The organism is Polyangiaceae bacterium, assembly GCA_016715885.1.
Taxonomy (GTDB): Bacteria; Myxococcota_A; Polyangia; order Polyangiales; family Polyangiaceae; genus Polyangium.
Genome location: JADJXL010000012.1, coordinates 34,236 through 59,802, shown reverse-complemented (window position 1 = coordinate 59,802; position 25,567 = coordinate 34,236). Strand labels below are relative to the sequence as shown.

Here is a 25,567-nt window from a genome sequence, read left to right as displayed (position 1 = left end):
ACAGACCGCCATGACGCGAGGGTGAAAACTTCTTTCCGGCGGATGGGCACCCCTCAGCACCCGCGCCACAGGTAGCAGAAAGTTTTAGGCGGCGCAAGAAAAATATCGACTTGGGCACGCCGATGCCCGGCGCTTGCACCGCGCACGGAATCCAGTGGCACGCGTTTGCTATTTCATTTCCAATCATCTCGATCTACAGTGCCAGGATGGGAACGACGGGTCTATTGACCGTACGCCTTCGCCGACCGGACGACGACGACTTCATTCGCGACGTTGCGCACGACTCGTTCGCGCGATGGTCGCACGCTCCACGGCAGTCGATCATGGCAATGCTGCACGGGCGCTCGGCACGAACGCTGGTCGCGGAAAAAAACGACAACAGGCTGGGGTTCGCAATCGTCACCTTCGAAGCCCTCGGCCGGCCCTTCGGACCTTGGCCGCGCCCCGTCATCGCGCATCTCGATGCCATTGCCGTCCAAAAGGACGCTCGTCGAAGTGGAATCGGTCAAGTCGTGCTTGCCAGTGCAGAGACGCTCGCATGCGAATACGGTGCCGTTTGCATGACCCTCAACACGGCTCGCGCAAACCGCCCAGCCCTCGTTCTCTTCGGGTCGTGTGGTTATCAGGTGACGCTCGAAATCCCCGAATTCTATCGCGGCAGACAGCCCGCTTTCGCCATGACCAAGTTGCTGGTAGAATGACGAGTGCCCGCTGACCGCTTGCGCTCGCATTTGGCACGCGAGATGCACTTCCGCATCACGCCGTGCCATCGCTCGACCGACCTCCCCATCGATATCACCCAAAGCACACGCGATACGCGCACGCCTTGCGCCCGCACGCAGAATGCGCGCCGCGCACCCGCATCACCCCTCCTGGAGCCGACCTCGTGAGCACAGAACAAACCACGATTGCCACGATCGATGCCAACGAAGCAGTCGCGTCCGTCGCACATCGATCGAGTGAAGTCATTGCCATTTACCCCATCACGCCTGCGTCGTCGATGGGCGAATTCAGCGATCAATGGTCGACCGATGGCCAGAAAAACCTCTGGGGAGCCGTCCCGCGAATCGTGCAAATGCAGTCCGAAGGCGGCGCCGCCGGCGCAGTCCACGGGGCGCTGCAAACGGGCGCTCTGACGACGACGTTCACCGCGTCGCAGGGCCTTCTCCTCATGATTCCGAACATGTACAAAATTGCGGGAGAATTGAATTCCTGCGTCATTCATGTCGCCGCACGAACGGTAGCCTCCCACGCGCTGAGCATCTTTTGCGATCATTCCGATGTCATGGCTTGCAGGCAAACGGGGTTTGCCTTGCTTTGTTCGAGCTCGGGACAAGAAGCACAGGACCTCGCTGCAATCGCCCACGCCGCAACGCTCGAAGCACGCATTCCGTATTTGCATTTCTTCGACGGTTTTCGCACGTCGGCGGAAATTACGAAAATCGAGACCCTTTCGGATGACGACCTCCGAGCGCTTTACAATGACGAGCTCCTCGCCGCCCATCGCGCTCGCGCACTCTCCCCTGACAAACCCGTTCTGCGCGGAACGGCGCAAAACCCAGACGTGTTTTTTCAAGCTCGGGAAGCATCGAATCCGTTTTACGATGCTTGCGCCGAAATCACGCAGCAAGTGATGGATCGGTTCGCTGCACGCACGGGTCGCGCCTACAAGCTATTCGATTATGTGGGACACCCGGAAGCCGAACGCGTGCTGGTGCTCATGGGTTCCGCCGCAGAAACAGCCCACGAAACGGTCGAACATCTGAATGACCGCGGCGAAAAAGTGGGCATTGTAAAGGTTCGTCTTTACAGACCATTCGATGTTCGCGCGATGATTTCGGCATTACCAAAAACCGCGCGTATCCTCGGAGTCCTCGATCGCACGAAAGAGCCCGGGGCGATTGGAGAACCACTGTACCTCGACGTGACGACCGCCGTCGCCGAAGCTCGCGCGGAAGGGTTTCTCGATCGTGACATTCGCGTCGTCGGCGGACGATATGGTTTGTCGTCAAAAGAAGTTACGCCAGCCATGATCATGTCGGTCTTCGATGAGCTCGCAAGACCAAAACCTCGAAATCATTTTACGATCGGCATCGTGGACGACGTCACGCATCGATCACTGCCATGGGACTCCGAGCTCGACATCGAAAAGAAGGACGTCGTGCGGGCGGTTTTTTTCGGGCTCGGTTCGGATGGCACCGTCGGCAGCAACAAACAATCGATCAAAATCATTGGGGAAGAAACACCCAACTTTGCCCAAGGTTTTTTCGTTTATGACTCGAAAAAGTCCGGCACCGTCACGGTTTCACACCTGCGTTTCGGCCCGCGCCGCATTCGATCCGCGTATCTCGTGAAAAAAGCCGGCTTCGTCGCCTGTCATCAACCGCAATTCCTCGACCGCTTCGACATGCTGGCGCACGCCGACGAGGGCGCGACGTTTCTGCTCAATTCGCACCACGATCCCAGCGAGGTTTGGGATACGTTGCCTCGTGAAGTACAGGAAGCCATCTGCAGCAAGCACTTGAGGTTTTTCATCATCGATGCCTATCGCGTAGCGGAAGACAGCGGTCTTGGACGGCACATCAGCACCGTCATGCAGGTTTGTTTCTTTGCGCTTTCCGGCGTGCTCCCGCGCGATGAAGCGATTGCTCGAATCAAGGCGTCCGCCGAAAAAGCATACAAGAAACGTGGCGAAGAGGTCGTCCGGAAAAACCATTTGGCCATCGACAACGCCCTGGCTCGGCTTCACGAAGTCACGGTTCCAGCCGCACCATCGGCTGCTCGGCAGCGCCCGCCCATCGTGCCTGCACATGCGCCCGACTTCGTGCAGCGCGTCACCGCAACGATTCTTGCAGGCAAAGGCGACCTGCTTCCCGTGAGCGCTTTCCCGCCAGATGGCACGTGGCCCCTTGGAACGACGCAATGGGAAAAGCGCGGCATCGCGCTGAAAATTCCGATATGGGATTCCAGCATCTGCATTCAATGCAACAAATGCGCCCTCATGTGCCCACATGCCGCCATTCGCGCCAAAGTTTTCGACGTCGCAGCGCTCGCGGATGCACCCGACAGCTTCAAAGCCGTGCCCTACAAGGACAAGGGCGAGGGCGTAGCGGGTAAACATTATACCATCCAAGTCGCACCCGACGACTGCACGGGTTGCGAGCTTTGCGTGACGGTTTGTCCGGCCAAGGACAAATCCAATCCACGCCACAAAGCCATCGACATGCAGCCCAAAGAGCCGCACCTTGCGACGGAACGTCGAGGGTTCGATTTCTTCCTCGGCTTGCCCGAGCCGGACAAACGCCGAGTTCGTTTGGACGTCAAAGGTTCGCAGCTCTTCGACCCGCTCTTCGAGTTCTCTGGCGCTTGCGCCGGATGCGGCGAAACCCCTTACATCAAGCTCGTCACGCAGCTCTTCGGCGATCGCATGGTCATTGCCAATGCAACGGGATGCACGTCCATTTATGGTGGCAACTTGCCCACGACGCCTTATCGCACGAATGCCGAAGGACGCGGTCCCGCGTGGTCGAATTCCCTCTTCGAAGACAATGCTGAATTCGGCCTTGGAATGCGCCTCGGGCTCGACGCACGTGCGCTCGTCGCCGTCACCGAGCTTTTGGCGCTGTCGAGCATTCTGGGCGATGAATTGGTCAAGGGCCTCGTGGAAGCCGATCAATCGACTGAATCCGGCATTGCCGCGCAGCGCGAACGCGTGGCGATGCTCAAGCAAAAGCTCGAGCGCGTGGACGATGTGCGCGCCCGAAGGCTCGAACGCGTCGCAGACGATCTCGTCAAGAAGAGCGTGTGGATCATCGGCGGCGACGGATGGGCCTACGATATCGGGTATGGCGGCCTGGACCATGTCCTCGCCGGAACGGACAATGTGAATTTGCTCGTGCTCGATACGGAAGTGTATTCGAACACGGGCGGTCAACAATCGAAAGCGACCCCGATTGGCGCCGCTGCGAAATTCGCTGCGGCCGGCAAGAGCATCGCCAAAAAGGACCTCGGAATGCTCGCGATGACGTACGGTCATGCCTACGTGGCGAGCATTGCGATGGGAGCCAAGGACGCCCACGCGATCAAGGCCATCGAGGAAGCGGAGAGTTACCCTGGGCCGAGCTTGATCATCGCGTACAGTCATTGCATTGCCCATGGTTACGACTTGGCGCATGGCGCCGAACAACAAAAACTTGCCGTAGAATCGGGCCTATGGCCACTTTACCGATTCGATCCGCGCCGAATTGCCAAAGGAGAGCCACCACTCGTGCTCGACTCGGGGCCCATCAAGGCCAAGGTGCGCGATTACATGAAAAATGAAGGGCGATTCCGTATGGTCGAGCTTCAAGATCCGAAACGATATGCAACACTCGTGCAGGCGGCCGAGCAAAACGCATTCGAGAGGCGAGGCGTTTACGAGCAACTTGCGGGTTTGCGGGTACCCATGAACACGAAAACCGAGGAGACGCACTCGTGAACCTCGAAACGACCTATTTGGGATTGAAGCTTGCCCATCCCTTCATGCCGGGCGCGTCGCCCCTTGCCGACGACCTCGACCACGCGCGGCAGCTCGAAGATGCAGGCGCTCCGGCGATCGTCATGCGTTCCCTTTTCGAGGAACAAATCGAACGCGAAGTCGCAGCCGTCGATGCGCACGTGTACCGTCATGCCGAGGGCTATGCCGAAGCGCGAACGTTTTTCCCGGATCCGACAGTGTTCATGATGGGTCCGGATCGATATTTGGAGCAATTGCGCAAACTGCGAGCGTCGCTCGCGATTCCCGTCATTGCGTCGCTCAATGGCACGTCGCCCGGCGGATGGTTGTCATTTGCCAAGAACATCGAGCAAGCAGGTGCCAACGCGCTCGAATTGAACCTATACGCGGTTCCTACGTATCCTGACGAAGATGCGATGTCGGTCGAAGCTCGCGCGATCGAAGTCGTATCCGCCGTCCGCGCGGCCATTCGAATACCGCTTGCCGTGAAGCTGTCGCCATTTTATTCGTCGCTACCGAATTTTGCACGAAAGCTCGAAAGCGCAGGCGCCAATGGCCTCGTGCTTTTCAACCGGTTCTACCAGCCGGACATCGATCCCGAAGCGCTCGACGTCAAAAGAAGCCTTCACTTGTCGGATTCTTCCGAACTTCTTTTGCGGCTACGCTGGCTCGCGGTGCTTTCGGGACAGAGAAACCTGTCATTGGCCGCGAGCGGTGGCGTGCACACGCCGCTCGACGCAATCAAGGCGGTCATGGCCGGCGCGCACGCCGTGCAAATGGTGAGCGCGCTGCTTTTGCACGGACCCGAGCGATTGCGCGAGATCATGACCGGCGTAAAAGCGTTTCTCGAGGAGCACGAATACGAGTCGCTCGATCAGATGCGGGGCAACATGAACTTGTCGAGGTGCCCGGACCCGAGCGGTTACGAACGAGCGAATTACGCAGAGATTTTGCAGAGTTGGCACGGACGCGGCGGTTGATGCCGGGCCGGCTCGCGTAATGGGCGGGGCCAAGCCGGCCCCGCCTTCGTGCCTACCGAATCACATGCAGATGCCGTTGATGCACGCCGTCCCTGCGGGGCAATTGGCGTTGCTGTTGCATTGGATGGTCAGGCATTGACCATTCAGGCACGTGCCTTGCGGACACAAGATCGCGCCGGCCGTCTTCTCGTCGACCTGGCCATCGCAATCGTCGTCGATGCCATTGCAGAGTTCGGGCTTTGGTTGGCAGCCGCCAGAGACACACACACCATTCGGCGAGCAAACTTGACCCGCGGGACAGGGTGTATTCGGGCCGCACATTTGCTGTTGGCCGCCGCATTGTCCCATCGTGCAAAGCGTTCCGTCCGGACAAACGGCGCCGGAACCGTCGTCGACATTGCCATTGCAATCGTCATCGACGCCATTGCAAACTTCCGGCTTGGGTAGGCAGCCCGCCGGAGAGCAAACGCCGTTCGGGTTGCAAACTTGACCCGCCGGACAGGGTGTATTCGGACCGCACATCTGCGGTTGACCGCCGCATTGACCATTCATGCAAGGCGTGCCGTCGGGGCAAACCGAGCCGGTGCCGTCGTCGATGAGCCCGTCACAGTCATCGTCGAAGCCATTGCATACTTCCATCACCGGTTGGCAACCGCCTGGTGTACATACTCCGTTCGGCGTGCAGACCTGGCCCGGCGGACACGGCGTGTTCGGGCCACACATCTGCGGTTGACCACCGCATTGGCCATTCACGCACACCGTACCGTCGGCACAGATTGCACCGGAACCATCGTCGACCTGGCCATTGCCGTCGTCGTCGAGACCATTGCAAATTTCCGTTGCGGGGCCACCACCGCACATTCCGTTGATGCAAAGCTGGTTGGGGCCGCAATCGGAATCCGCTTGGCACGGCCAATTACCGCCACCGCATTGACCCATGACGCAGACGGAACCATCCGGGCAGAGCGGCAACGATGGATCGTCCTGCTCGTCGATTTGTCCGTCGCAATCGTCGTCGACGCCATTGCACATTTCGGGCGTTCCGGCGCAAACGGGCACGCACATGCCGGCGGCGTCGCAATACATGTTCGGCGGGCACGCTGCATTCGGGCCACACTGCTGAGAAGGAACGCAATGGCTGCCCTGGCCACAATCTGCCGTACAAGCCCAGGTGCCCGTCGCCGGATCACAGCCGCAGCTCGACGGATAACACGCGTTGGGATCCGGGTCCGGCACGCAGACTTGCCCCGGCGCGCAACCGGTCTGCGTGCAGCTCAATGGGCTTGGTTGGCCATTGCAGGTGTTGTTCCCCGGTGAACAGGCACCATTGATGCACACTTGTCCAGCATCGCAATCCGAATCGGCCATGCAGACAGCACCGCCACTGCCGTTGCCTCCATTGTTGTTGCCACCAATGATCACAGGCTCGATGCATGCGGTGAGCGCGAGCATTGCGCCAACGGGAAAGAGCGCCGCAAGAATGAAGTTACGCATGTTCGTCATGACAAGCATTTCCTTTCCGCGTCAGCCGTCCGGCGACGCGTAGTCTGCTACCTACGCTTGAGTGGCCGGCATTCAGCCGGTCCGTGAAAAAATCGTCATCGCGTCGTCGGGCACGCTTTGCGCACACGCGCAGCTAGTGGAGAACGCGGATTCTGCGCCAAAAATGCCGCGGCTTCGGCATTCGCCTCATCCACGCGCCCGAGCTTGCATAGCGCGAGCACACGGGCTGCTGCCCTTTCTTCACGTAATTTTTGCCCCTCGACTTCCGCCTTTTGTTCCGATAACAACGCCAAAGCTTTTTCCGCATCCCCACTCTGCAGCGCCCCATGCGCCTCTCGCAATCGTTGCGTCTCGGCAATGAGCGAATCGGCCGTCTCTTCATTCGTTCGCGACGGTGTAATAGAAGCGGCCGGTCGAGCAGGCGGCGCCTTTTGAGGCAATTCGGCAGTCACCATTACCTCCGGAATATCTGCGATTTTTTCGCTGGGCTCAGCAGCCGTCGCCGCAGGCGGTGGAATCTCAATGGCCGTCGATACCGATGCCGCCGCATTGCTCATGACCTGCGGCGTGACCGGCGCCTTGACAGCCCCCACTTTCGGCCACGCGACCATTGCTCCAATTCCTGCTGCGCCCACAAACACGACAAAAATACCCTTGGCAAAAGCACTTCCAACGATAGATACCGCAACGGGTTTGGCTGCTCCCACGGAAGCCGGTAATCCTACGTCATCGGCCGCATTCGCCGCAGTCGTACTTGCTTGCCCCGCAGCCGCTTCTGCCGCGCCCGCAACGATGGCTGCCATCAATGCCGAATGGATTCGCGCGCGATCGGCCGGCGAAGGATTGTCGCCATCGCGTCCTTCTCGAAGAATTTCCCGCGCATCGGGCCCGAGCTCATTCATCGCAACCTCCATGTGTCGCGCGCCCGCTCACGGGCCACTGCTTGCTCGAAATCACGCCGCGCCGCCCGAAGTCGCGCGTAAATCGTATTCACGTTTTCCCCAAGCGTATCGGCAATTTCGGGCACCGTCATCGATTCGAGCTCCGCCAGCACCAGCACGATGCGTTTATCGTCATCGAGCTCATCGAGCAATCGGTGGAGCAACCGCACACCCTCGAGCCGCTCCATTCTTTCGTGCGGTCCTTCCGCCTTTTCGTCCGCAATGTCGTCCGCGTCGACCGCCGCATCCGGCCCTCGCGTGTGCGGACTTTTACGTCGAATCGCACGTCGATGATCGCTCGCCACGCGTGTGACGATCGAAAAAATCCAGGTTTTTAGTGACGAACGTCCTTCGAATTGACCCAAGCGGCGATACACGACGAGAAATACTTCTTGCACGGCGTCGTCGACCAGCGTCTCCGGAACCCCGAGGCGTCGGATGTTGCGAAAAACAAGGTCGAAATGTTCGTTATAAATGACCTCGAATGACGGTATTGCTTGCAACGTTTGCGCGCGCACAGCAGCGTTGCCGTCAGAAGGAACGGACGCCATCGGAGCTGCATGAACGGACGCAATCGGTGCCAAGCATCCCCCTGAGTGGCCGGACGCCAGCGCATCCGTGAACAAAAAAATCAAAAGCGCCACTCGCCCCCCAATGCAATGCGACCTACAACGCGGGACGGGGTGTGCGCTTCTCCAAGTCCGGTGACAATGAATCGTGGATACGCAATGTACAGCACACCATCAACCCCGAACACAAGATGGATGTTACGTCTCAAACGCATGGAGCCCTGCCCTCCGATTCCCATTCCAACGAGCATCGCGGAGGCTTTGTCAGGATTCGTAACGCCAAAACTTTCCGCTCGAAGACCACCCAACTCGAATCGGAATTTCGGTGCAAGCTCGAGCTTCGGGTGAGCTTTGATAACAACGCCCGCCGAAGCATATCCAAGGAGGAGATCCACATCCGCCCACGCACTCGAGAGCGACGAAAAAGTCGTTTTGCGCGGCAGGAGATATGAAATGCCGAGCTCCACTCTCGAGCGACCCGGAAAAACGACGAAAGCTCCACCAACGCCGAATGACGGACTTGGAAGTGTACCGATATCGCCAAGCGAATAAATCGATAATGCCATCGGCGGACGAATGAAACGATATCCAGGTTTTGGCGCAGGTGATGACGGTATGGAACGTACGGGCGATGGTGGCGTCGAAGGAATCGGCTGTGATGGACGCGGCGCTTCCGAAATTTGCTTCGGCTCGCTTGGCTGCGGAGGGGTTTGTCCGGGTGGACTTTGTTCCGGCAGGGTTTGTCCTGGACCAGGTGCAGGCTCTGCCGCCAAAGCCGCTTCGGAATCCACCATCATCGCAAGAATGAGCGCTGCCGCTTGGCCCAGCGCCGCACACGAAACGGCGCTGACTTCGCGTGAACGTGGCCCATCTTCTCCTGGTATTTCAAGACGAACCAGGTACGTCCCGTCATCCTTTCGTTGTACTTCCGCAACGACCTCGAGCGACGCTTCATTCGACGACGCTCGCGGACCGAGCAGCCGGTTCACCTCGCCGAGCACGTCCGCGCCCGTTGGACAATCCGCAGGCGCGGACCAACGTAGCGCCACAGCCTCAGCACCGTACACTTCCGATGCGCGCGCGGCGCAAAGCGCCACGAAAATGAGCGGAAGCAGGCCAAGTGCACGGGCGAAAAGCATGCGTTGATCACATTCTAGACAATATCTGTGATATTATCGAGTGTGCCACGTCTTGCCGACTCGTGGCACACGCTTTGCTGCAAGTTACGACCAACTCTCGCCAATGACGGTGCAAGCTTGACGACGAACCTGCGACCCTATCCCTTTCCGGCACTTTTGCGCCGCATGTTCCGCGAGATGGACACGCGGCAGAGTATTTTTGATCTGCCGTCGCGCAAGTTCTTCGTGTCCACCGGCCATCGCAACCTCGAAGCCATCATCCACGGTCAGCGAGCGCCCGTGCCCCTTGGGCCCGCCGCGGGACCGCATACCCAGCTCGCGCCGAATATCGTCCTGTCGTACCTCGCGGGCGGACGCGTCATCGAGCTAAAAACGGTGCAAGTCAAGGACGATCTCGACATTCCTCGACCCTGCATCGATATGACGACGGTGGGATACAACGTCGAATGGTCGCAAGAGCTGCGTATTGCCGAGTCGCTCGAGGAATACGCAAAAGCTGCGCTGGCCATCGCAATTCTAGCAGAAAGCGGTATCGCCAAGATTGCGCAGCCGGTGCGAGGCGTCCTCTTCGAAGCGAGCATTGGGTACGATCTCGCAGGTATAGAAAGCGAAAAGGTCGATGGATTTTTGCGACGCATGTGCGACGCAAGCCCCGTCATCGACAAACTGCGGCACGAGATTCCGCGCGAATTGCAGCGTTATCGTGACGTCGATGTTCCTTCGCGCCTGGCTGCGGGCATTACCCTATCGACATTTCACGGCTGTCCCCCGGGACAAATCGAGCGCATCGCGCAGCTGATCATGAGCGAATATGGACTGGCTGTCACGATCAAATTGAATCCGACACTTCTCGGCAAAAACGAATTGCTCCGGCTATTGCACGGAGAGCTCGGCTATCATGATGTCGAGGTTCCGGACGCAGCTTTCGATAGCGATGCAAAATGGGACGACGTTGTGTCGATGATTGGGCGTCTGTCGAATGAAGCGGCTGCGCGAGGGCTTGGATTCGGTATCAAGTTGACCAACACGCTCGTCGTGAAAAACACGCGCGCATTTTTCCCGAAGGACATTCCCGAAGCGTACCTTTCCGGGCCTCCGCTGCACGTGCTCGCCGTACGCCTTTCCGCACGTATTCGCGAAGCAGTCGGCATGAATTTGCCCATTTCGTTTTCTGCCGGAATCGATTGGTCGAATTTCGCCGACGCCGTGGCGCTCGATTTTGCTCCCGTCACCGTGTGCACCGATTGGCTGAAGCCAGGTGGATATGGTCGAGCGCACCGGTACTTCGAGGAGCTATTTCGACGCATGGACGCCGTCGGTGCTGCCACACGTGGCGATTGGATCATTCGTGCCCACGGGCATGGCCGCGCTGCGCTTGCCGCGCTGGCGCTCGATGCCGACACGGAAGCTCGATGCGCCCGAGCCCTCGACGAAAAACGTGATCTATTGGCCGCTTCCGGTGACGCATATGACCGCTGGGTCCGCGAGGCAGCGCGGCGAAATACGCAAAGTTATGCCGAAGGCATTCTCGCAAGCGGACGTTACCATCGCAATCACCATGACAAACCGCCGAAAAAGCTCGGCACGAAGCTTCATCTCTTCGATTGCATTACATGCGACAAATGCATTCCCGTTTGTCCCAACGATGCCAATTTCACGCTCGCCGCGGGTCACACTGAATTGCCCATCGTCAAAGCCCATCGAGAAGGCACGGCGTGGGTATTTCGTCGTTCGGGACTCTTGCGCCTCGACGAAAAACACCAGATTGGATGCTTTGCGGACCATTGCAACGAATGCGGCAATTGTGACATTTTCTGTCCCGAAGACGGCGGCCCGTACCGCATGAAACCTCGATTTTATGGCAGCATCGCATCGTTTTCGGCGAGCACCGGGGACGGGGTCTATGTCGAGCGCTCCGCGGAGCGCGACCTCGTTCTAGGGCGTTTCGATGACGCCGCCTTTCGCTTGGAAGCGCGTCACGGCAAGATACTTTTCGAGGGCAACGGATTTCGAGTGACTTTCTCCGAACACGATCCAGAAGGGACCATCGAAGGAATTGCCGCTGGCGAAGTGGACTTGACGTGGTACGGGATCCTGAACTTGCTCCGAAATGCCGTATTGTCGCAAAATGATGTCAATTGGGTTTCGTGTCTCTGGGAGAAGGACGCATGACGAATAGCATGACGAGCGCCATTGCCGAACGTGCCGATAAGTACACCGACGACATGGTGCAATTTCTTCGTGATATGATTGCCATTCCCTCGGAGAGCGGTGACGAGGAACGTGTCGTACGTCGGGCCGCCGAAGAAATGGAGCGCGCCGGATTCGACGAGGTCAAAATCGATGGTTTTGGTAATGTGCTCGGGCGAGTAGGTTCCGGAAAGACCATCATCGCCTTGGACGCTCACCTCGATACCGTCGGCATCGGGGACCGCTCGACATTTCGATTCGACCCCTATGCCGGCATCATTGAAAACGGAATCATTTTTGGCCGAGGAGCGAGCGATCAGGAAGGGGGAATGGCCGCCGCCGTACACGGCGCACGTATTGCCAAAGAACTGGGCCTTTTGGATGGCGTTTCGCTTTGGGTAACCGGCACGGTCATGGAGGAAGATTGTGATGGATTGTGCTGGCAATACATCCTGCGCGAGGGCGTGCTCCGGCCGGACGTCGTCATCAGCACCGAAGCGACGAACCTCGCCGTATATCGCGGCCATCGCGGACGCATGGAGGTCGAAGTGCGAACGCAGGGCCGAAGCGCGCACGGTTCGGCGCCCGAACGCGGCATCAATGCAATTTACAAAATGGCGCCCATCATCGAAGACATCGCTCGGCACAATGATGACCTCGTTCGAGGCGCCGACCCATTTCTCGGAAAAGGATCCGTCACGATTTCCGCGATCCGATCGACATCACCGTCGCTTTGCGCCGTTGCCGATAGCTGCACGATTCATCTCGACCGACGGCTCACCAAAGGTGAAACGGAACAAATTGCGCTCGATGCAATTGCCAAGCTACCCTCCGTCATGCAAGCAAACGCAGAGCTTTCCGTGCTCGATTATTCGCGTCCCACCTGGCGCGGGCTCGTCTATCCCACACGAAAATATTACCCGACGTGGCTGCTCGAAGAAAACCATCCCGCCATTCGAGCGGCCCTCGCGGCCGGTCAAGGGGCGCTCGGGAAAACGCCCGGCGTTGGGAAATGGACGTTCTCGACAAACGGGATTGCCACCGCGGGCATGTTTGGTATCCCGACGCTCGGGTTCGGCCCGGGCAACGAAGTGCATGCCCACACGCCCGAGGATCAGTGCCCCATCGATCACTTGACAATCGCTGCAAAGTTTTATGCAGCATTTTCTGCCGCATTCGTGGCCGAACCACGCGGATGAGCAACAAGGCGGGGAAGGACGGATCGTGATGAACGTATTCGACGACGTGCAAGAAAAAATCGACCGTATTCAAAAGATTGGCTGTAGCCTCGAAAAGCGTGATTTCCTTGCCACGTGGGATCACGACGAGGACACCATTCGATGGGTGCTTTTGGCCTCCGAAATCCTGGAGGACCTCGTCAGATTGGGCATATCGACACGCTTTTTCGATCGCGGCCTGGGAATGAGCATCTTCCGCGACAAGTCCACTCGAACACGTTATGCATTCAAGTCCGCGTGTAATCTGCTCGGTCTGGCCACCGAAGAGCTCGATGAAGCGACGAGTCAAATAGGGCATGGCGAAACGACCCGCGAAACCGCTGCCATGATTGGTTTCTTGACCGAAGTATTCGGCATTCGTGACGACATGTATCTTGGCGAGGGGCATTTCTACATGACGGAAGTGGCGGCGTCGCTGGCTGAAGCGCATCGCGCCGGCGCGCTCATGGGTAGGCCGTCCGTCATCAATTTGCAGAGCGATTTGGACCACCCGACGCAATCACTCGCGGATTTGCGTCATCTCGCGCATGTTTTCGGGGGCCTGGCAGGCCTGCGCGGGCGTAAAATCGCTATGAGTTGGGCGTATTCGCCAAGTTATGGCAAACCGCTGAGCGTTCCGCAAGGCATCGTTGGCCTGTTATCGAGGTTTGGAATGCACGTTCGCCTGGCGTATCCGCCCGGCTACGAATTAGCCGAATTGCCGCTGGAAAAGGCGCAAGCATTCGCCGCTGAAAGTGGCGGTTCGGTGCAAGTCACCCATTCGATGGACGATGCCTTCGACGGAGCGGACATCGTTTACCCGAAATCGTGGGCACCATTTGCAATCATGGAAGAGCGCACGAAACGACTCCGCGCTGGGCGAATGGACCACACAAAGGAGCTCGAAACAGAAGCGTTGGCGCAGAATGCAAAACACGTCGATTGGACGTGCACTGCGGCGCGCATGGAGCGCACGAGCGGCCGCAAAGCCCTCTACATGCATTGCTTGCCCGCTGATGTGTCGGGACTATCGTGCGAACGCGGTGAGGTCGATCGAGACGTATTCGAGGACGCTCGAATCAATACCTACAAGCAAGCCAGCTACAAGCCCTTCGTCATTGCCTCGCTCATACTGGGCATGCGCATTCGCCAGCCGGCTGCATCGCTCGCTCGATTGCTGCAAGCAGGAGAAGCTGCATTTGCCGCCCGCAAGACCCGGCCATCCAGCATTCCGCCGCCCCCGTCGAGACGTTTTTAATTCGAATCGCGACGGCGCCCCGTAAAAAGCACCGTCACACGCTCGCCCAGCACAGAAGGACGCGCTCGCGCGAGCACATACGCGCCCGCGAGCGACGCAGCGCCCGTCGCACACACGTCGATACCCGTTTCACGACGTCCCACGTCGAGCGCATGTTGAATGTCACCATCCTCGACGATGATGGGAAAACCGGCGGAAAGCAGCATTGCGCGCACGATCGCAAGCCAATCGTAGGTTTCGTCGTCCAAAATTCCATGCGCAATGCTATGCGGTGTCTCCTCCCACGGCTGCATGAATTGCGCACGATTGCGCGCTGCATATCGCACGACGTCTTCGATGCCCGCGGAACCAAGCACGTCGCGTAAGAATGCCGCCCGCGCCTCTTCGTCTTCGGGTAACTGCAGCGAATAACGCCGTTCGATGTCGCTCATAAGACGCGTGTATGCTCGCGCCAACGGAAAACATCCTTGCGTTTGCACGGCGTGAAGGCGCGGCAACGATTCGATTTTCGACAATGCTACGGCCTCCTCGAATGTCGAGAAAACCGCACTGGCCAGCGCACCGCCACCCACCTGCACGAAAACCCGCTCGGGCGCAGGTTCGTCCGAATGAATCATTTCCCAAGCGATCGTTTTGCCACCTTGAATCGCCAGTGCTTGGTCGGGGCCTTGACATGAAAATGGGATGCCGCCCGAACGAATCGCTTCGCGAAAACGACGATACGTCGGATCCCCCAGAACGCCCGGCTCCCGTGGGCACACTTCAATTTGCGCTCCAAGAGACCGTATTTGCGACAAAACCACAGCGTCGGCATCTTCCGGCACGAATACGCGTAGCGTCCGCTGCGCCGCTCGCGCAAGCACCGCCGCTGCCAGAGCGGCATTGCCACAACTCGCAATGACGAGCTCCGCGGAAACATCAGCCAAAGCAAGCGCGCGGACGACTTCGAGGTGCACGAGCGCCGAAAACAAATGCCGACCCTTGTGTGAACCGGAAACATTTCCCGTTTCGTTCTTTATCCAAATACCACCTTGCCCAGAAAAACCCATGGCGCATCCGAGCAGCTCGGCTTTGCCATACGGTGTCACGCGGAATCCATGACCATCGACGCTCGCGATGGCATCATCGAGCCGCTGAACAATGTCCACATACTGCTGGTCGGACAAACCGGCGTGTTGCGCCGCAAGATATACATGGTCAAAATGGCGAAACCGCAGAAATGGGTTTGTCTCGCCTAAACATGGCTGCAATTGCCCCGCATCGCCGAGCTTTCGCGCGAGCACGTGATCGATCGTCGCTTCGCCCTCGGCGTGTGCACACCGAAATCCGAGCGGCATGTCGCGAAGTTTTGGCAATTCGTAGCCGCAGCCAGAACAAACCAGCATCGACCGCGTCATTCACGCCCCCCAATGCGCCCGTTCAGCTCGCGAATGAGCTCGTCCCAGCGTGCCGGGAGCTTTTCGAGTGCTCGCCAGAACGCTTGTTGACGCCGCGCCTCGAAGTCGGCAAGCGAAACTCCACGCTGTTCGACCCATGTAAAGTAGCCCAAATTGAAGATACGCGTACGATCGACGTGTCTCAATTCGAGGAGGTGATCGACGTCTGCCCCGAGAATGTCTTCGCCAAATGCCTGCGCCGCCGATCGATCATCGAAACGGCCGCCGTAACGTTCGCCCAGAATGCGCGGGCATTCACTCGTATACATGCTCGCTCCGTCGGTTGCGATCGTCATGATGACGTCGTCGTCGCCGAGGTCGAAATAACGGGCCACTTTGATCGCGCCGAGAACATTGCAGATGGATGAAATGCCGAAGGACCCCAACTGCGAGATGATGTCGGGCGAAATGCCACAACGTTCGGCCAAGTATGCGCGTCCAACCGGATCGTTGAACAGAACGAACAATCTATCGGTCGCCGCGTCCGAAATGGCCGTGACGATATCCGTATTCATGACGTTGTGAATGAGCGGAACGTGCTTGTCGCCAATGCCTTGGATGTTGTGCGAACCGAATCCATTGTAAAGCATCGTGGGACATTCGAGCGCTTCGGCTGCGACGATGCGACTCCCGAAGCGATCCTTCAAATAGTCGCCGGCTCCAATCGTGCCCGCCGAACCGGTTGCCGACACGAACGCCGCCAATTGTAGATTTGGCTGCTTTTCGCGCAGCGCTTCGAATATGCGCCCCAAGGCGCTGCCGGTCACCAGACGATGCGCAAGATGATTACCGAATTCACAGAATTGATTAAAAACGACGTTTGCCGGATCTTGCCGCTCGAGAAATTCGCACGCATCGTAAATTTCTTTCACGTCGCTTTCTTTGCCGCGCGTCTTCACGATGTCCGCCGCCGGATCCTCCACCCATTGCTCGAGCCACCTGAATCGCTCTTGGCTCATTCCTTCGGGGAGAATGGCAACGCCACGACAACCGAGTATCTTCGATATCGCTACACCTCCACGACAATAGTTGCCCGTGGAAGGCCAGAGCGCTCGATGAAACGTGGGGTCGAATTGGCCTGTGACGAGGCGCGGAACGAGGCACGCGTACGCCGCGAGAACCTTGTGTGCACGAATGAGTGGAAAACGATCACCCAGCGCAACGACGATACGTGCACGCACTCCGGTAAGCGACGATGGCAACACGACGTGTGCCGGCGTGTCGCGAAATCGCGCCGCCGTTTCGTCGTTGTACCAATGCACGCGAAACAAATTCAACGGATGTGATTCGTCCGGCCCAATGGTCGCGAGCTTCTCCACGACCGACGGCCCAATACGCCGCGGATCCGATAGCTCGGCAAATGTCGGAAGCGTAATGCCTCGCTCACGAAACCTGGCTGCCGTGCGCTCGAGCGTAGAGTCGTCGACGATTCGCTCCTCGATTCCGAGCCGAGTCATGGTTTGTCTCCCGTCGATTGCATTCGCTCGAAAAGCCGCGCTGCCGCGCGCTCGGCTTCTTCGCGAATGGATGGCAAATTCCCCGACACGAGGTTGCCATCCCGAACCAATTCGCGTCCTGCAATGGTGACGCTCCGCGGCGCGCGAGCACTGAAATTTTCGTCCCATTCGACGTGATCATCGCTACGCGCGCCGAAAAATTCGTACGCAAGACGAGACGACGCCTCGAGACGATTCTGCACGAGCTCTGCCGCAGAAACTTCGTCATCTTTTTTCGCTATTCGCTCGAGCGCGTCCCGTTCGTCTTGCATATTCGACGGAAAACCATCCGTACCAAGCGCTACGCGATCCTCGAGGCCCAAAACGCGAGCATATCCTACGCCATTTGCTTCGTTCGAACGAGGATTTTGAACGATCCACGCATACACGTTGGCAAGGTCGCTTTGCACATTCGCACGCGTCAAGTGAACGCCGTGCGCAAGAATCGAATTCGGCGGAAGAGCATCCAGCGCGAGCAATCTTTCGAGCGGCCCTGCGTAACCACGCTGCTTTGCATCCTCCACGTCGGCCATGTCTTCGGCCACGTGCACGTGAATGGGCGCGCGCAGGCGCCGCGCAAGGTCCCCCGCGCGCCGAATCGAGGCATCTCCGAGCGTGAACGAGGCATGCAAACCCACGGCGCCCCGCACGAGTGGTCGTTGGTTTTCTTCAATGAATCTGCGATTTTCTTCGAGCCCCGCCAAAGCCTCTTTTTCGCCATGATTGCGTTCGCTCGTGCCATAACAGACGACCGCGCGAATGCCGAGGTCTTGGCACGCATCGGCAATCACATCGAGCGAACCTTCGATGCAATGAGGAGATTCATGGTGGTCGACGAGCACGGTGGTACCGGCAAGGAGTGCATTCGCGACGCAAAACCGTGCTGATGCTAGAAGGATGTCGTGATCGAGCGCTCGGTCGAGGATCCACCAGCGCCGCGCGAGAATGTCGAGAAAATTCCGCGGCGGCGGGTCGAGCGGCGGCAAACCCAGGGGCGAAAGGCCACTGTACAGGTGCGTATGCGCATTGACGAAACCGCGGTCGATACGAGCCACTCAATGCCCTCCTTTGCGAAAAAACATTCGCTCGGAAGGTGGCGGGTGATGGTGGGCATGATGCGGTCCGACGCTCATTGCCTTGGCCGCGGTCGATTCCTTCAAGGGCAATTCTCGACGCCGAATTCCATCTGCCGCGTATAGAGCAGACGCCACCGCCGCTGCCGTTGGCACGAGCCCGATTTCGCCAATTCCTTTCGCACCAAACGGCCCCTCCGGCTCCGCCTCTTCCACGAGAATGACTTCGACCTCGGGCATGTCACGCGCGCGCAAGACGCCCAAGTCACGCAGCCAAAACGTCGTAGGCATTCCCTTTTCGCATGCGAGCTCTTCGGTGAGCGCATAACCGAGCCCCATGTGAATGGCCCCCTCGATTTGTCCCTTGCAAAATGCGGGATTCAATGCACGCCCCACATCGTGCGCCGCAACGACTCGCTCGATGCGCCCTTCTTCATCGAGCAAAACGACCTGCGCGGCAAATCCGTACGTCGTATGCGTCTTGGGCTCGGCAGCGTATGTATCGATGGGCGTCGTGTCCGTAATCTGATGTTCTCCGTAAAACCATTGCCCCGCGAGCTCGACAAGCGTTTTCCCCGCACCGAGCGCTTCCTTCAATTTCTTCGCAGCTATTTCGGCGGCCCGTCCCGACAAGAGCGCTCCGCGTGACGCCGTGGTTTGTCCCGTATCGCAAGGAACGTCCGTATCCACACGCGGGCGGAATGTCGCGAGAGGCAAACTCGTTACTTCCGCGGCAATCTGTGCAAGCACAGTAAAGAGCCCTTGGCCCATTTCGGTAAAACCGTTGAACAATGAAATGGTCGCGTCGTTCTCGACACGGAGCAGCACTCGACCTCGTTCGGGCACACCATTGCCAATACCCGAATTTTTGATCCCGCACGCAATCCCGACCGCTCGATTGTTTTTCCTGGCTTCGTCCCACGCTGGTTTGACTGCCAATAGACATCGCTCGATGCCGACGGACTTTTTCAAGATTTGCCCCGTCGTCACGGGATCGCCCACACGAACGGCATTACGATACCGAATCTCCCACCTATCGAGTCCCGTCATCGCGGCAAGCTCGTCGATGCACGCTTCGAGCGCAAACGTTACTTGTGGGACACCAAAACCGCGCATTGCGCCGCTCGGAGGGTTGTTCGTGTACGCTGCCATTGCCAATACGTCCACATGCGGAACATGATAAGCTCCCGCAGCATGACCGGCGGCGCGTTCGAGCACCTTGGCCCCGACGGAAGCATACGCGCCGCTATCGCCCAGAATATAAGCTCGCACGGCCGTGAGATGCCCCTCGACGTCGCAACCCACCTCGTATTCGAGACGCATCGGGTGCCGCTTCGGATGCATGCGAATGGACTGTTCGCGATCGAGCGGCAGTTTTACCGGACGACCCGTTTTCCATGCCAAAAGTGCGGCGTGCGCCTGAATCGAGAGGTCCTCTTTGCCGCCAAATGCACCGCCATTCGGCACGAGCCGCACGACGACGCGATCCTCCGGAAGGCCAAGCATGGATGCAATCTGCCGCCGGTCGTCATAAACCCCTTGACCCTGGGAATGGACGCACACTCGACCATCGGGAAGCATTTCGGCAAGCGCGCATTCCGGCTCGAGAAAAAGATGCTCGATTCGTTGCGTCGTAAAAATACCTCGAGCGACATGACGGCTCTGGGCCAATGCGTCCGATGCATTTCCACGACGAATGCCGGTTCGGCCCAAAAGATTTTCGTGCTTTGGGTTGATTCGGTGTGCAGCTTCGAGCGCCACGGCCGGATCGACGACGGGTTCGAGCACTTCGTATTCGACATGCACGAGCCGCGCTGCTTCACGCGCGGTGGCAAGATCTTCCGCCGCAATGGCCGCAAGCACGTCGCCCACGCATCGCGCCTCTTCACCCATGGCTATGAATACGGGCCAATCCCGTTCGAGAAGCCCCTGGTAGCGCTCGGCCGGAACGTCTTCTGCCGTCACGACGGTCACGACACCAGGCAGAGCGCGCGCTCTCGTCGTATCGATATTCAATATTTTTGCTCGGGCGTGCGCCGACAACACCACCGCTCCATGAAGCATACCTTCGCGAGACATATCCGCGACAAACTGTTTCTCACCAAGCACCTGCTCTGCCGCACCGATTCTTGCGGACGGCGCACCCACGCCCCCATCCGCGGGACCGAGCGCCTTTTCGCCGCCACGTTTTTCCCGAGCGTACGATTCGATGGCTCGAACGATGCCCGCATATCCTGAACAACGGCACAGATGCAAATCCAGTGCGCGGTCGATTTCTTTGCGTGTCGGTTCGGGATGGTGCTTCACGAGCGATGTTGCGTGCAGCGCAATGGCGGGAATACAAAATCCGCATTGACCACCGCCGGCGCCGTGCGCAAAAGCGCGAACCAATCGGTCGCGTTCATCCGCGGGCAAACCTGCGAGCGTCGTAATGACGGCACCATCGGCGTGATCCATCGGCAGCGTGCACGTGACACGCGGATGCCCATTCACGATGGCAAGACAAGCGCCGCATTGTCCCTGCGGTCGACACCCATCTTTCACCGTCGTGATACCACAACGCTCCCGTAAAACCTCGAGCAACGATTCACCTGGGCGAGGATGCACGACATGGGGGGTGCCATCGAGCGTGAAGTGGATTGTATCCTTGTCATGAGAATGCATATGCGGGACTCACGGAAGAATGTGTGTGCCTACCTGGCGCGGCAAAGCTTCGAGTGATGTAATGATGACCTCTTCTCCCCCGGTTTTCAAAAAATCGAGCGCCGCTTCGATTTTCGGACCCATGTTGCCGGGCGGAAATTCGCCGCGCTCGAGCAATTCGCGCATGCGCGAGGCATTCGCTTTCAAAATGGGTGTCGCATTGACTTGGCCAAAATGCTCCTCTACGTATTCGACTTCCGTGAGAATGACGAGATGCGTGGCGCGCACTGCACGCGCAAGTAGCACGGCCGTGCGATCCTTGTCGATGACGGCTTCGATACCACGTAAAACCCCGTTTTGCTCGCGTACGACGGGAATGCCGCCACCTCCGCCCGCCATGACGATGATTCCAGCATCGACGAGCGTGCGCAAAATGCCCGCCTCGACGAGGGAAATGGGTAATGGTGACGGCACGGTTTTGCGAAAACCCCGCCCTCGTTCCTCGACGATCGACGCATGTTCGACGACGCGCATGTGACGAGCTCGCTCGGGTGAGAGGACCGGTCCCACGGGTTTTTCCGGATGCACGAATGCGGGATCTGCCGGATCGACTTCGACGAGCGTGAGAAGGGTCGTGACTTCCGCTGAAACTGCACGCCTCGATAGCTCGTTACGCAGCGCTCGTTCGAGCAAGTATCCCATCGTGCCCTGGGTTGCGGCAACCGCCACATCGAGCGGACTCGGCGGGACACGCGCGGCCGCAGACTCCATTTGCAGCAGCAAATTGCCCACTTGCGGACCATTCCCATGAATGATGACGACGCGAAAACCTGTCGTTATGAGCTCTGCAATGCAGTGCGCCGCTTGCTCGGCACGCGCCGTTTGCACTTCGGACGTCGCCACTTCGCCAGCGCGAAGAAGCGCATTGCCCCCCAGCGCGACGACGGCGACTTTACGCGAATTCATGGGATCGACAAACCTCTATACCACCGGAAGTATGTTTCATCTGCAGGCGTCTCACTAGGGGAATGTTCGATGGGCCAAACAAAACTCGACATCGCCGAGCAGACGTCACGCAACGCGAGATTTCGTTTATCATGCCGTCCCAAGACCAATTGACTTCTCATCGCGAGCGGGCCAACATCCGCTCGAACTCGGAGAGGACGAATGAACTACGGGGACGATCAAAATCCTTATGCTCCGCCGACGCAATTCGATCAGGCGGTGACATCATCGGGTGACGACGAGGACGAGGTGCAATTTCCGGCTGAGCCGTTCGATCGGTTTCTCGCCCGACTCGTCGACGGGCTTTTGGCCCTCTGCCTCATCGTTCCCTGGATGATATTGCTCCTTGCCATCGACGTACTTACCGTCGAGGACCTCAAGGACAAATTCTTCGCGCGGTTGATGATCATGCCGGCCGCTCTGCCGCTCTCCATTTACCAATGGATGCTGATTTCACGCACCGGACAAACCATTGGCAAAAAATGGATGCGCATTCGCGTGGTCAAACTCGACGGTTCCCCCGTGAGCTTTGGCGATGGCGTCGCCATGCGCGAGTGGGTCACGCAGGCCATCAATTTCATTCCTTGTGTGGGACCGCTCGTCAATCTCGTCGGGTATTTGATGATTTTCGGCGAGGGGCGCCGCTGCCTGCACGATCGAATCGCGGGCACGAAGGTCATCAAGACGCTGGCGGGTTGAGCGGCCGGCCGTTGGCTGGCCGCCAGTGATTAGAAGACGGTGTCGAGCGATCGCAACGGCTGCATGGGAGGAGGCGTCGAGTTCCGACCGAAAACGATGAACGGATCGTCGCGTCCTGGACCGGTAAAGCGCTCGTAAATGGCGTCGAGAGACAGAATGACGCTCAGGTTCAAGCTTGCGTCGGGGCTGTAGAGCGGATTGCGGCGTTGACCGTCGAGGCCGAGCTGGCCATTGCCATTGGAGTACGTGATATCGAAGCCCCATTCGGCGGCGGGGAAGTAACTCGCGCCGATGGCGAAGCTCGTCGAATAGCGCGTGGTCACGGGATTTTGCGCTCGGGTCGGCTCGGCACAACCCGTCGCGAGTTGCACACATCCACTGTTTGTGACGTCATTGAGGAGCCCATATTGAAGACCACCGCTCAGGAACACCCACAACGTATGATCGAAGAGCTTTTCGCTGAAGAAAAGGAACATACCCGTGCGTAGGCTGTTCGTCTCCAATGAGCCCCCGGTGAGCTGATCCGACATGATGGTCGCGCCGGAAATGGTTTGTCGGGGCCGTTGAATGTCGGGGTTCGTCGGTACGTTCGCGCGGCTGAATTGATGATCCCAACGACCACTCAAACCAACGAAAACATTTTGCAAAAAGTCAGCTTTCTTGCCTCGAAGCGGCACGGTCGCCATGAGCAATGCGCGAGGGGAGGTCGTGAGGTAAACGCCCCGCGAGTAAGATACCTTCGACGTGGGAAGCAAGACCGTACCGTTCATCACCAACGACAGGCCCCATTCCTCATTTGCGCTTTTCCACAAAGGTTTCGAAAGAATGCCTTGAAGAGGCAAATCGCGAAATTGTGGCTCGCGCTTCGTCTTCGTGACGTCGCTGTCCGTCAATTCGGTATCGAATCCCAGCGCCGTTTGGACACGAAACGAATACCCGCGCGGGCTGCCATCGGCCAGCTTTGGATCGAGAACGAAATAATTGAGCGTGAGGTTGAAACCCGTCGATATTTGCTCGTGCGAGCTGCTTTGGTTGTCCCGGCCAATCCCCAGCGCAGTGGTCGTCGCGCCCGTGTGCCAGTTGATGTTCGTTCCGCGCCACGGGACGTAGGCCGGCTTTTTCTTTGGTACGACGCCCGCATCGGCCCCGGGACCAGGCGCCGCAGGCGTGGCGGTGATCGATGGCTGCGTATTCGCAGGCGGCGGAACGACCGTAATCGATTGCGGACCACCCGTCAGATACGGGGGCAACGTCACCGGCGGCGGCGCCGGCGGCGCAGTCGTCGTTGCACCTGGCGGCGGAGGTGCCGGCGGCGCGTTCGGCGTCGGCTCGGCAGGCTTCGGCGCCGGCTGTGCATTCGGATCCGTTTGACCTGCAACTGGATCGGTCGGCGGAGGCGCTGCGTCGGCAGGTTTGTCCGAGGGCGCTGGCGCCGCGTCCGCCGGAGGTTTGTCCGCGGAAGGTGCAGCAGGCGCAGGCGCCGGAGGAGGCTGCGGCTGCTGCGCAAGCGCCGATGCTTGACCAAAAAGTCCCACACCGACGGCAACGACAAACCCGAAACGATACTTCATCCCGCGCCTCACTGACGATCCACCAAGCTCTCGAACGAAGCCTAGTGTTTCTCACACCTTTCGCCCGACGTCAATTCGCACCGAGATCGATCGAGCAAGGAAGAGCACCGCGCCGACAATGCGTCCGGCAGCACACCCGACGAAAGGTTTTTCCCGACCAGCCCTCTCAGCAGGGGCAGTCGAGGTACGGAACGTGAAGATTCTCGACGGCATACCCGGCGGAACCTTGGCGCAAGATCGATTCCCGCCCCACGAAGGACGGCAATTTCTCGCCCGGCGAGTGGACGACGAGCTCCGGCTCGAACTCCGTCTCGCCATCGAAAAGCCGCTCGAACTCGAGCTCTTTCGCGGTCGGCCCGTACACTTTCCAGAGCACGTCGATGCGTCCAGAGAAGTCACTACACGGCTGCCCTGCCGATGCCGAGAGCCATACGAACGTCGCCGCGTTCGTCGAAAATTCGTGCACCGTCACATCCGCATCGTCGCTCTCCGTCCAAGACGACGACTTCGTCACGCTTTGCGACTTTCGGTACGCCTCTTCCAACGCACCGTACGCAGGCAGCTTGCGCAGCTCATCCATCGCGCGAGCCGTGATCGATGCCGACGGTCGACGTGCAGCAGCCGCCGTGATCACCGGCAAATCCTGCGCTCGAGCAAAAAGTGCGTCCCGACAATCGCCGCTTGTCCCGACCAACTCGGCAACGAGAACGCGTCCACCCGAGCTCATGGACCAAGCCTCTTCAGCGATGCGTTCTTCCGACGCGGGCGGGGTCATGACGCCGTCGATCTCTTCGCCGCTCCAGCGTTCTCGCTCGCCGAAATGAGGCTCGACGCGCCCGAGGATGAAGGGCGAGCTGAGCGTACCGCGACAAACCTCACCGCTCGGGCCCACGAGAACCACCTCGCGGCCGATGTGACGCTTGATGAACTCCGGTAGCGCTGCTCGATCGACGTTGCGCCGCATGACGATGGGGCTCGCTTTGCCCACGAGGCTCGGCGCACCTTTTGCCCAGTGCGCTTCATCCGGCTCGGTCGAGAGCACGACGAGCGCTTCGCCTTGATCGACGACGACGTGTGCGAACGCGGCAGCGTCGATCTGCGCCGAAGAAGCGGTAGGTTTGTCCGCGGATGCTGGTGGGGCATCGTCGATGACGACGATGGGGGCCGCCGTGGCTTCATGAAGCTGCACGGGTGTTTGGGGCTTGGAGCAACCAAACGCGGAGACGGCGAGGGCGAAGAGAGCGGTGCGAGCGAACATGACGGCACGCCCTTCATGGAGCATGCCGATCCGGGATCAAAGTAAATGCGGCGGATTTCGATGCCCTGTGGCCGATGCGACGTGTCCCCCTATC

18 protein-coding genes are annotated in these 25,567 nt (G+C 59.0%); 7 read left to right on the top strand and 11 right to left on the bottom strand.

Features of this window, described 5'->3' with window-relative positions; genetic code table 11:
• Positions 1–206: 206 nt before the first annotated feature.
• The 3 genes from IPM54_13215 (at position 207) to IPM54_13205 (ending at position 5,475) form a co-directional block, all read left to right on the top strand.
• Positions 207–701 carry a GNAT family N-acetyltransferase gene (locus IPM54_13215; GenBank protein ID MBK9260764.1) on the top strand — a complete coding sequence of 165 codons (495 nt, stop codon included), beginning with the start codon at positions 207–209 and terminating at the stop codon, positions 699–701.
• A 185-nt stretch (positions 702–886) separates the two neighbouring features.
• The gene (nifJ, locus tag IPM54_13210) at positions 887–4,477 is read left to right on the top strand and encodes a pyruvate:ferredoxin (flavodoxin) oxidoreductase (protein ID MBK9260763.1); all 3,591 of its coding nucleotides are present in this window, start codon (positions 887–889) and stop codon (positions 4,475–4,477) included.
• Positions 4,474–5,475 (top strand): dihydroorotate dehydrogenase-like protein, encoded by a 1,002-nt coding sequence (locus IPM54_13205; protein ID MBK9260762.1) that lies wholly within the window; start codon positions 4,474–4,476, stop codon positions 5,473–5,475. The genes nifJ and IPM54_13205 overlap by 4 nt, the downstream gene beginning before the upstream one ends.
• A gap of 60 nt (positions 5,476–5,535) precedes the next feature.
• Here the strand turns inward: IPM54_13205 and IPM54_13200 are convergent, their stop codons facing one another.
• The 4 genes from IPM54_13200 to IPM54_13185 all read right to left on the bottom strand — a co-directional run bounded on the left by IPM54_13200 (position 5,536) and on the right by IPM54_13185 (position 9,627).
• Positions 5,536–6,978 (bottom strand): hypothetical protein, encoded by a 1,443-nt coding sequence (locus IPM54_13200; protein ID MBK9260761.1) that lies wholly within the window; start codon positions 6,976–6,978, stop codon positions 5,536–5,538.
• Between the two features lie 95 nt (positions 6,979–7,073).
• Positions 7,074–7,880, bottom strand: coding sequence for a hypothetical protein (locus IPM54_13195; GenBank protein ID MBK9260760.1), 807 nt, complete (start codon positions 7,878–7,880; stop codon positions 7,074–7,076).
• The gene (locus IPM54_13190; protein MBK9260759.1) at positions 7,877–8,470 is read right to left on the bottom strand and encodes a sigma-70 family RNA polymerase sigma factor; all 594 of its coding nucleotides are present in this window, start codon (positions 8,468–8,470) and stop codon (positions 7,877–7,879) included. Before IPM54_13190 ends, IPM54_13195 begins: the two co-directional genes overlap by 4 nt.
• A gap of 80 nt (positions 8,471–8,550) precedes the next feature.
• Positions 8,551–9,627, bottom strand: coding sequence for a hypothetical protein (locus IPM54_13185; GenBank protein MBK9260758.1), 1,077 nt, complete (start codon positions 9,625–9,627; stop codon positions 8,551–8,553).
• A 165-nt stretch (positions 9,628–9,792) separates the two neighbouring features.
• Between IPM54_13185 and IPM54_13180 the strand changes: the two genes are divergently transcribed.
• Genes IPM54_13180 through ygeW form a run of 3 tightly spaced genes read left to right on the top strand, consistent with a single transcriptional unit; the run spans position 9,793 to position 14,292 of the window.
• Positions 9,793–11,799, top strand: a complete 2,007-nt coding sequence (locus IPM54_13180) for a glutamate synthase (GenBank protein ID MBK9260757.1) — start codon at positions 9,793–9,795, stop codon at positions 11,797–11,799.
• An 8-nt stretch (positions 11,800–11,807) separates the two neighbouring features.
• The gene (locus tag IPM54_13175) at positions 11,808–13,016 is read left to right on the top strand and encodes a YgeY family selenium metabolism-linked hydrolase (GenBank protein ID MBK9260756.1); all 1,209 of its coding nucleotides are present in this window, start codon (positions 11,808–11,810) and stop codon (positions 13,014–13,016) included.
• A 28-nt stretch (positions 13,017–13,044) separates the two neighbouring features.
• Positions 13,045–14,292, top strand: coding sequence for a knotted carbamoyltransferase YgeW (gene ygeW, locus IPM54_13170; GenBank protein MBK9260755.1), 1,248 nt, complete (start codon positions 13,045–13,047; stop codon positions 14,290–14,292).
• Here the strand turns inward: ygeW and IPM54_13165 are convergent.
• From IPM54_13165 to IPM54_13145, 5 genes are read right to left on the bottom strand one after another with little or no spacing between them, the layout of a single operon-like run.
• Entirely contained in the window at positions 14,289–15,689 is a 1,401-nt protein-coding gene (locus IPM54_13165; protein MBK9260754.1) for a pyridoxal-phosphate dependent enzyme, read from the bottom strand. The two genes, ygeW and IPM54_13165, sit on opposite strands and share 4 nt — an antisense overlap.
• Complete coding sequence (locus tag IPM54_13160; protein MBK9260753.1) at positions 15,686–17,185, bottom strand: pyridoxal-5'-phosphate-dependent protein subunit beta; 1,500 nt, start codon at positions 17,183–17,185, stop codon at positions 15,686–15,688. Before IPM54_13160 ends, IPM54_13165 begins: the two co-directional genes overlap by 4 nt.
• Complete coding sequence (locus IPM54_13155) at positions 17,182–18,279, bottom strand: amidohydrolase family protein (protein MBK9260752.1); 1,098 nt, start codon at positions 18,277–18,279, stop codon at positions 17,182–17,184. Before IPM54_13155 ends, IPM54_13160 begins: the two co-directional genes overlap by 4 nt.
• Complete coding sequence (xdh, locus tag IPM54_13150) at positions 18,280–20,961, bottom strand: selenium-dependent xanthine dehydrogenase (protein MBK9260751.1); 2,682 nt, start codon at positions 20,959–20,961, stop codon at positions 18,280–18,282.
• A gap of 9 nt (positions 20,962–20,970) precedes the next feature.
• Positions 20,971–21,906, bottom strand: coding sequence for a carbamate kinase (locus tag IPM54_13145; GenBank protein ID MBK9260750.1), 936 nt, complete (start codon positions 21,904–21,906; stop codon positions 20,971–20,973).
• 201 nt (positions 21,907–22,107) lie between these two features.
• On the opposite strand from IPM54_13145, the gene IPM54_13140 reads away from it, so the two are divergent.
• Positions 22,108–22,644 (top strand): RDD family protein, encoded by a 537-nt coding sequence (locus IPM54_13140; GenBank protein ID MBK9260749.1) that lies wholly within the window; start codon positions 22,108–22,110, stop codon positions 22,642–22,644.
• Positions 22,645–22,673: 29 nt separating this feature from the next.
• Here IPM54_13140 and IPM54_13135 read toward each other — a convergent pair whose 3' ends face one another.
• Together IPM54_13135 and IPM54_13130 are read right to left on the bottom strand one after the other, a co-directional pair.
• Positions 22,674–24,215 carry a hypothetical protein gene (locus IPM54_13135; protein MBK9260748.1) on the bottom strand — a complete coding sequence of 514 codons (1,542 nt, stop codon included), beginning with the start codon at positions 24,213–24,215 and terminating at the stop codon, positions 22,674–22,676.
• Between the two features lie 166 nt (positions 24,216–24,381).
• Positions 24,382–25,473: a hypothetical protein gene (locus tag IPM54_13130; GenBank protein ID MBK9260747.1), complete on the bottom strand. Its 1,092-nt coding sequence runs from the start codon at positions 25,471–25,473 to the stop codon at positions 24,382–24,384.
• Positions 25,474–25,567: the final 94 nt, after the last annotated feature.

Bases quoted from the DNA above. Each gene is read 5' to 3' on its own strand.
- IPM54_13185 (MBK9260758.1), bottom strand. From the start codon at position 9,627: ATGCTTTTCGCCCGTGCACTTGGCCTGCTTCCGCTCATTTTCGTGGCG.
- IPM54_13190 (MBK9260759.1), bottom strand. From the start codon at position 8,470: ATGGCGTCCGTTCCTTCTGACGGCAACGCTGCTGTGCGCGCGCAAACG.
- IPM54_13180 (MBK9260757.1), top strand. From the start codon at position 9,793: ATGTTCCGCGAGATGGACACGCGGCAGAGTATTTTTGATCTGCCGTCG.
- IPM54_13135 (MBK9260748.1), bottom strand. From the start codon at position 24,215: ATGAAGTATCGTTTCGGGTTTGTCGTTGCCGTCGGTGTGGGACTTTTT.
- IPM54_13165 (MBK9260754.1), bottom strand. From the start codon at position 15,689: ATGACGCGGTCGATGCTGGTTTGTTCTGGCTGCGGCTACGAATTGCCA.
- IPM54_13145 (MBK9260750.1), bottom strand. From the start codon at position 21,906: ATGAATTCGCGTAAAGTCGCCGTCGTCGCGCTGGGGGGCAATGCGCTT.
- xdh (MBK9260751.1), bottom strand. From the start codon at position 20,961: ATGCATTCTCATGACAAGGATACAATCCACTTCACGCTCGATGGCACC.
- IPM54_13195 (MBK9260760.1), bottom strand. From the start codon at position 7,880: ATGAATGAGCTCGGGCCCGATGCGCGGGAAATTCTTCGAGAAGGACGC.
- IPM54_13130 (MBK9260747.1), bottom strand. From the start codon at position 25,473: ATGTTCGCTCGCACCGCTCTCTTCGCCCTCGCCGTCTCCGCGTTTGGT.
- IPM54_13200 (MBK9260761.1), bottom strand. From the start codon at position 6,978: ATGACGAACATGCGTAACTTCATTCTTGCGGCGCTCTTTCCCGTTGGC.
- IPM54_13140 (MBK9260749.1), top strand. From the start codon at position 22,108: ATGAACTACGGGGACGATCAAAATCCTTATGCTCCGCCGACGCAATTC.
- IPM54_13215 (MBK9260764.1), top strand. From the start codon at position 207: ATGGGAACGACGGGTCTATTGACCGTACGCCTTCGCCGACCGGACGAC.
- ygeW (MBK9260755.1), top strand. From the start codon at position 13,045: ATGAACGTATTCGACGACGTGCAAGAAAAAATCGACCGTATTCAAAAG.
- IPM54_13175 (MBK9260756.1), top strand. From the start codon at position 11,808: ATGACGAGCGCCATTGCCGAACGTGCCGATAAGTACACCGACGACATG.
- IPM54_13160 (MBK9260753.1), bottom strand. From the start codon at position 17,185: ATGACTCGGCTCGGAATCGAGGAGCGAATCGTCGACGACTCTACGCTC.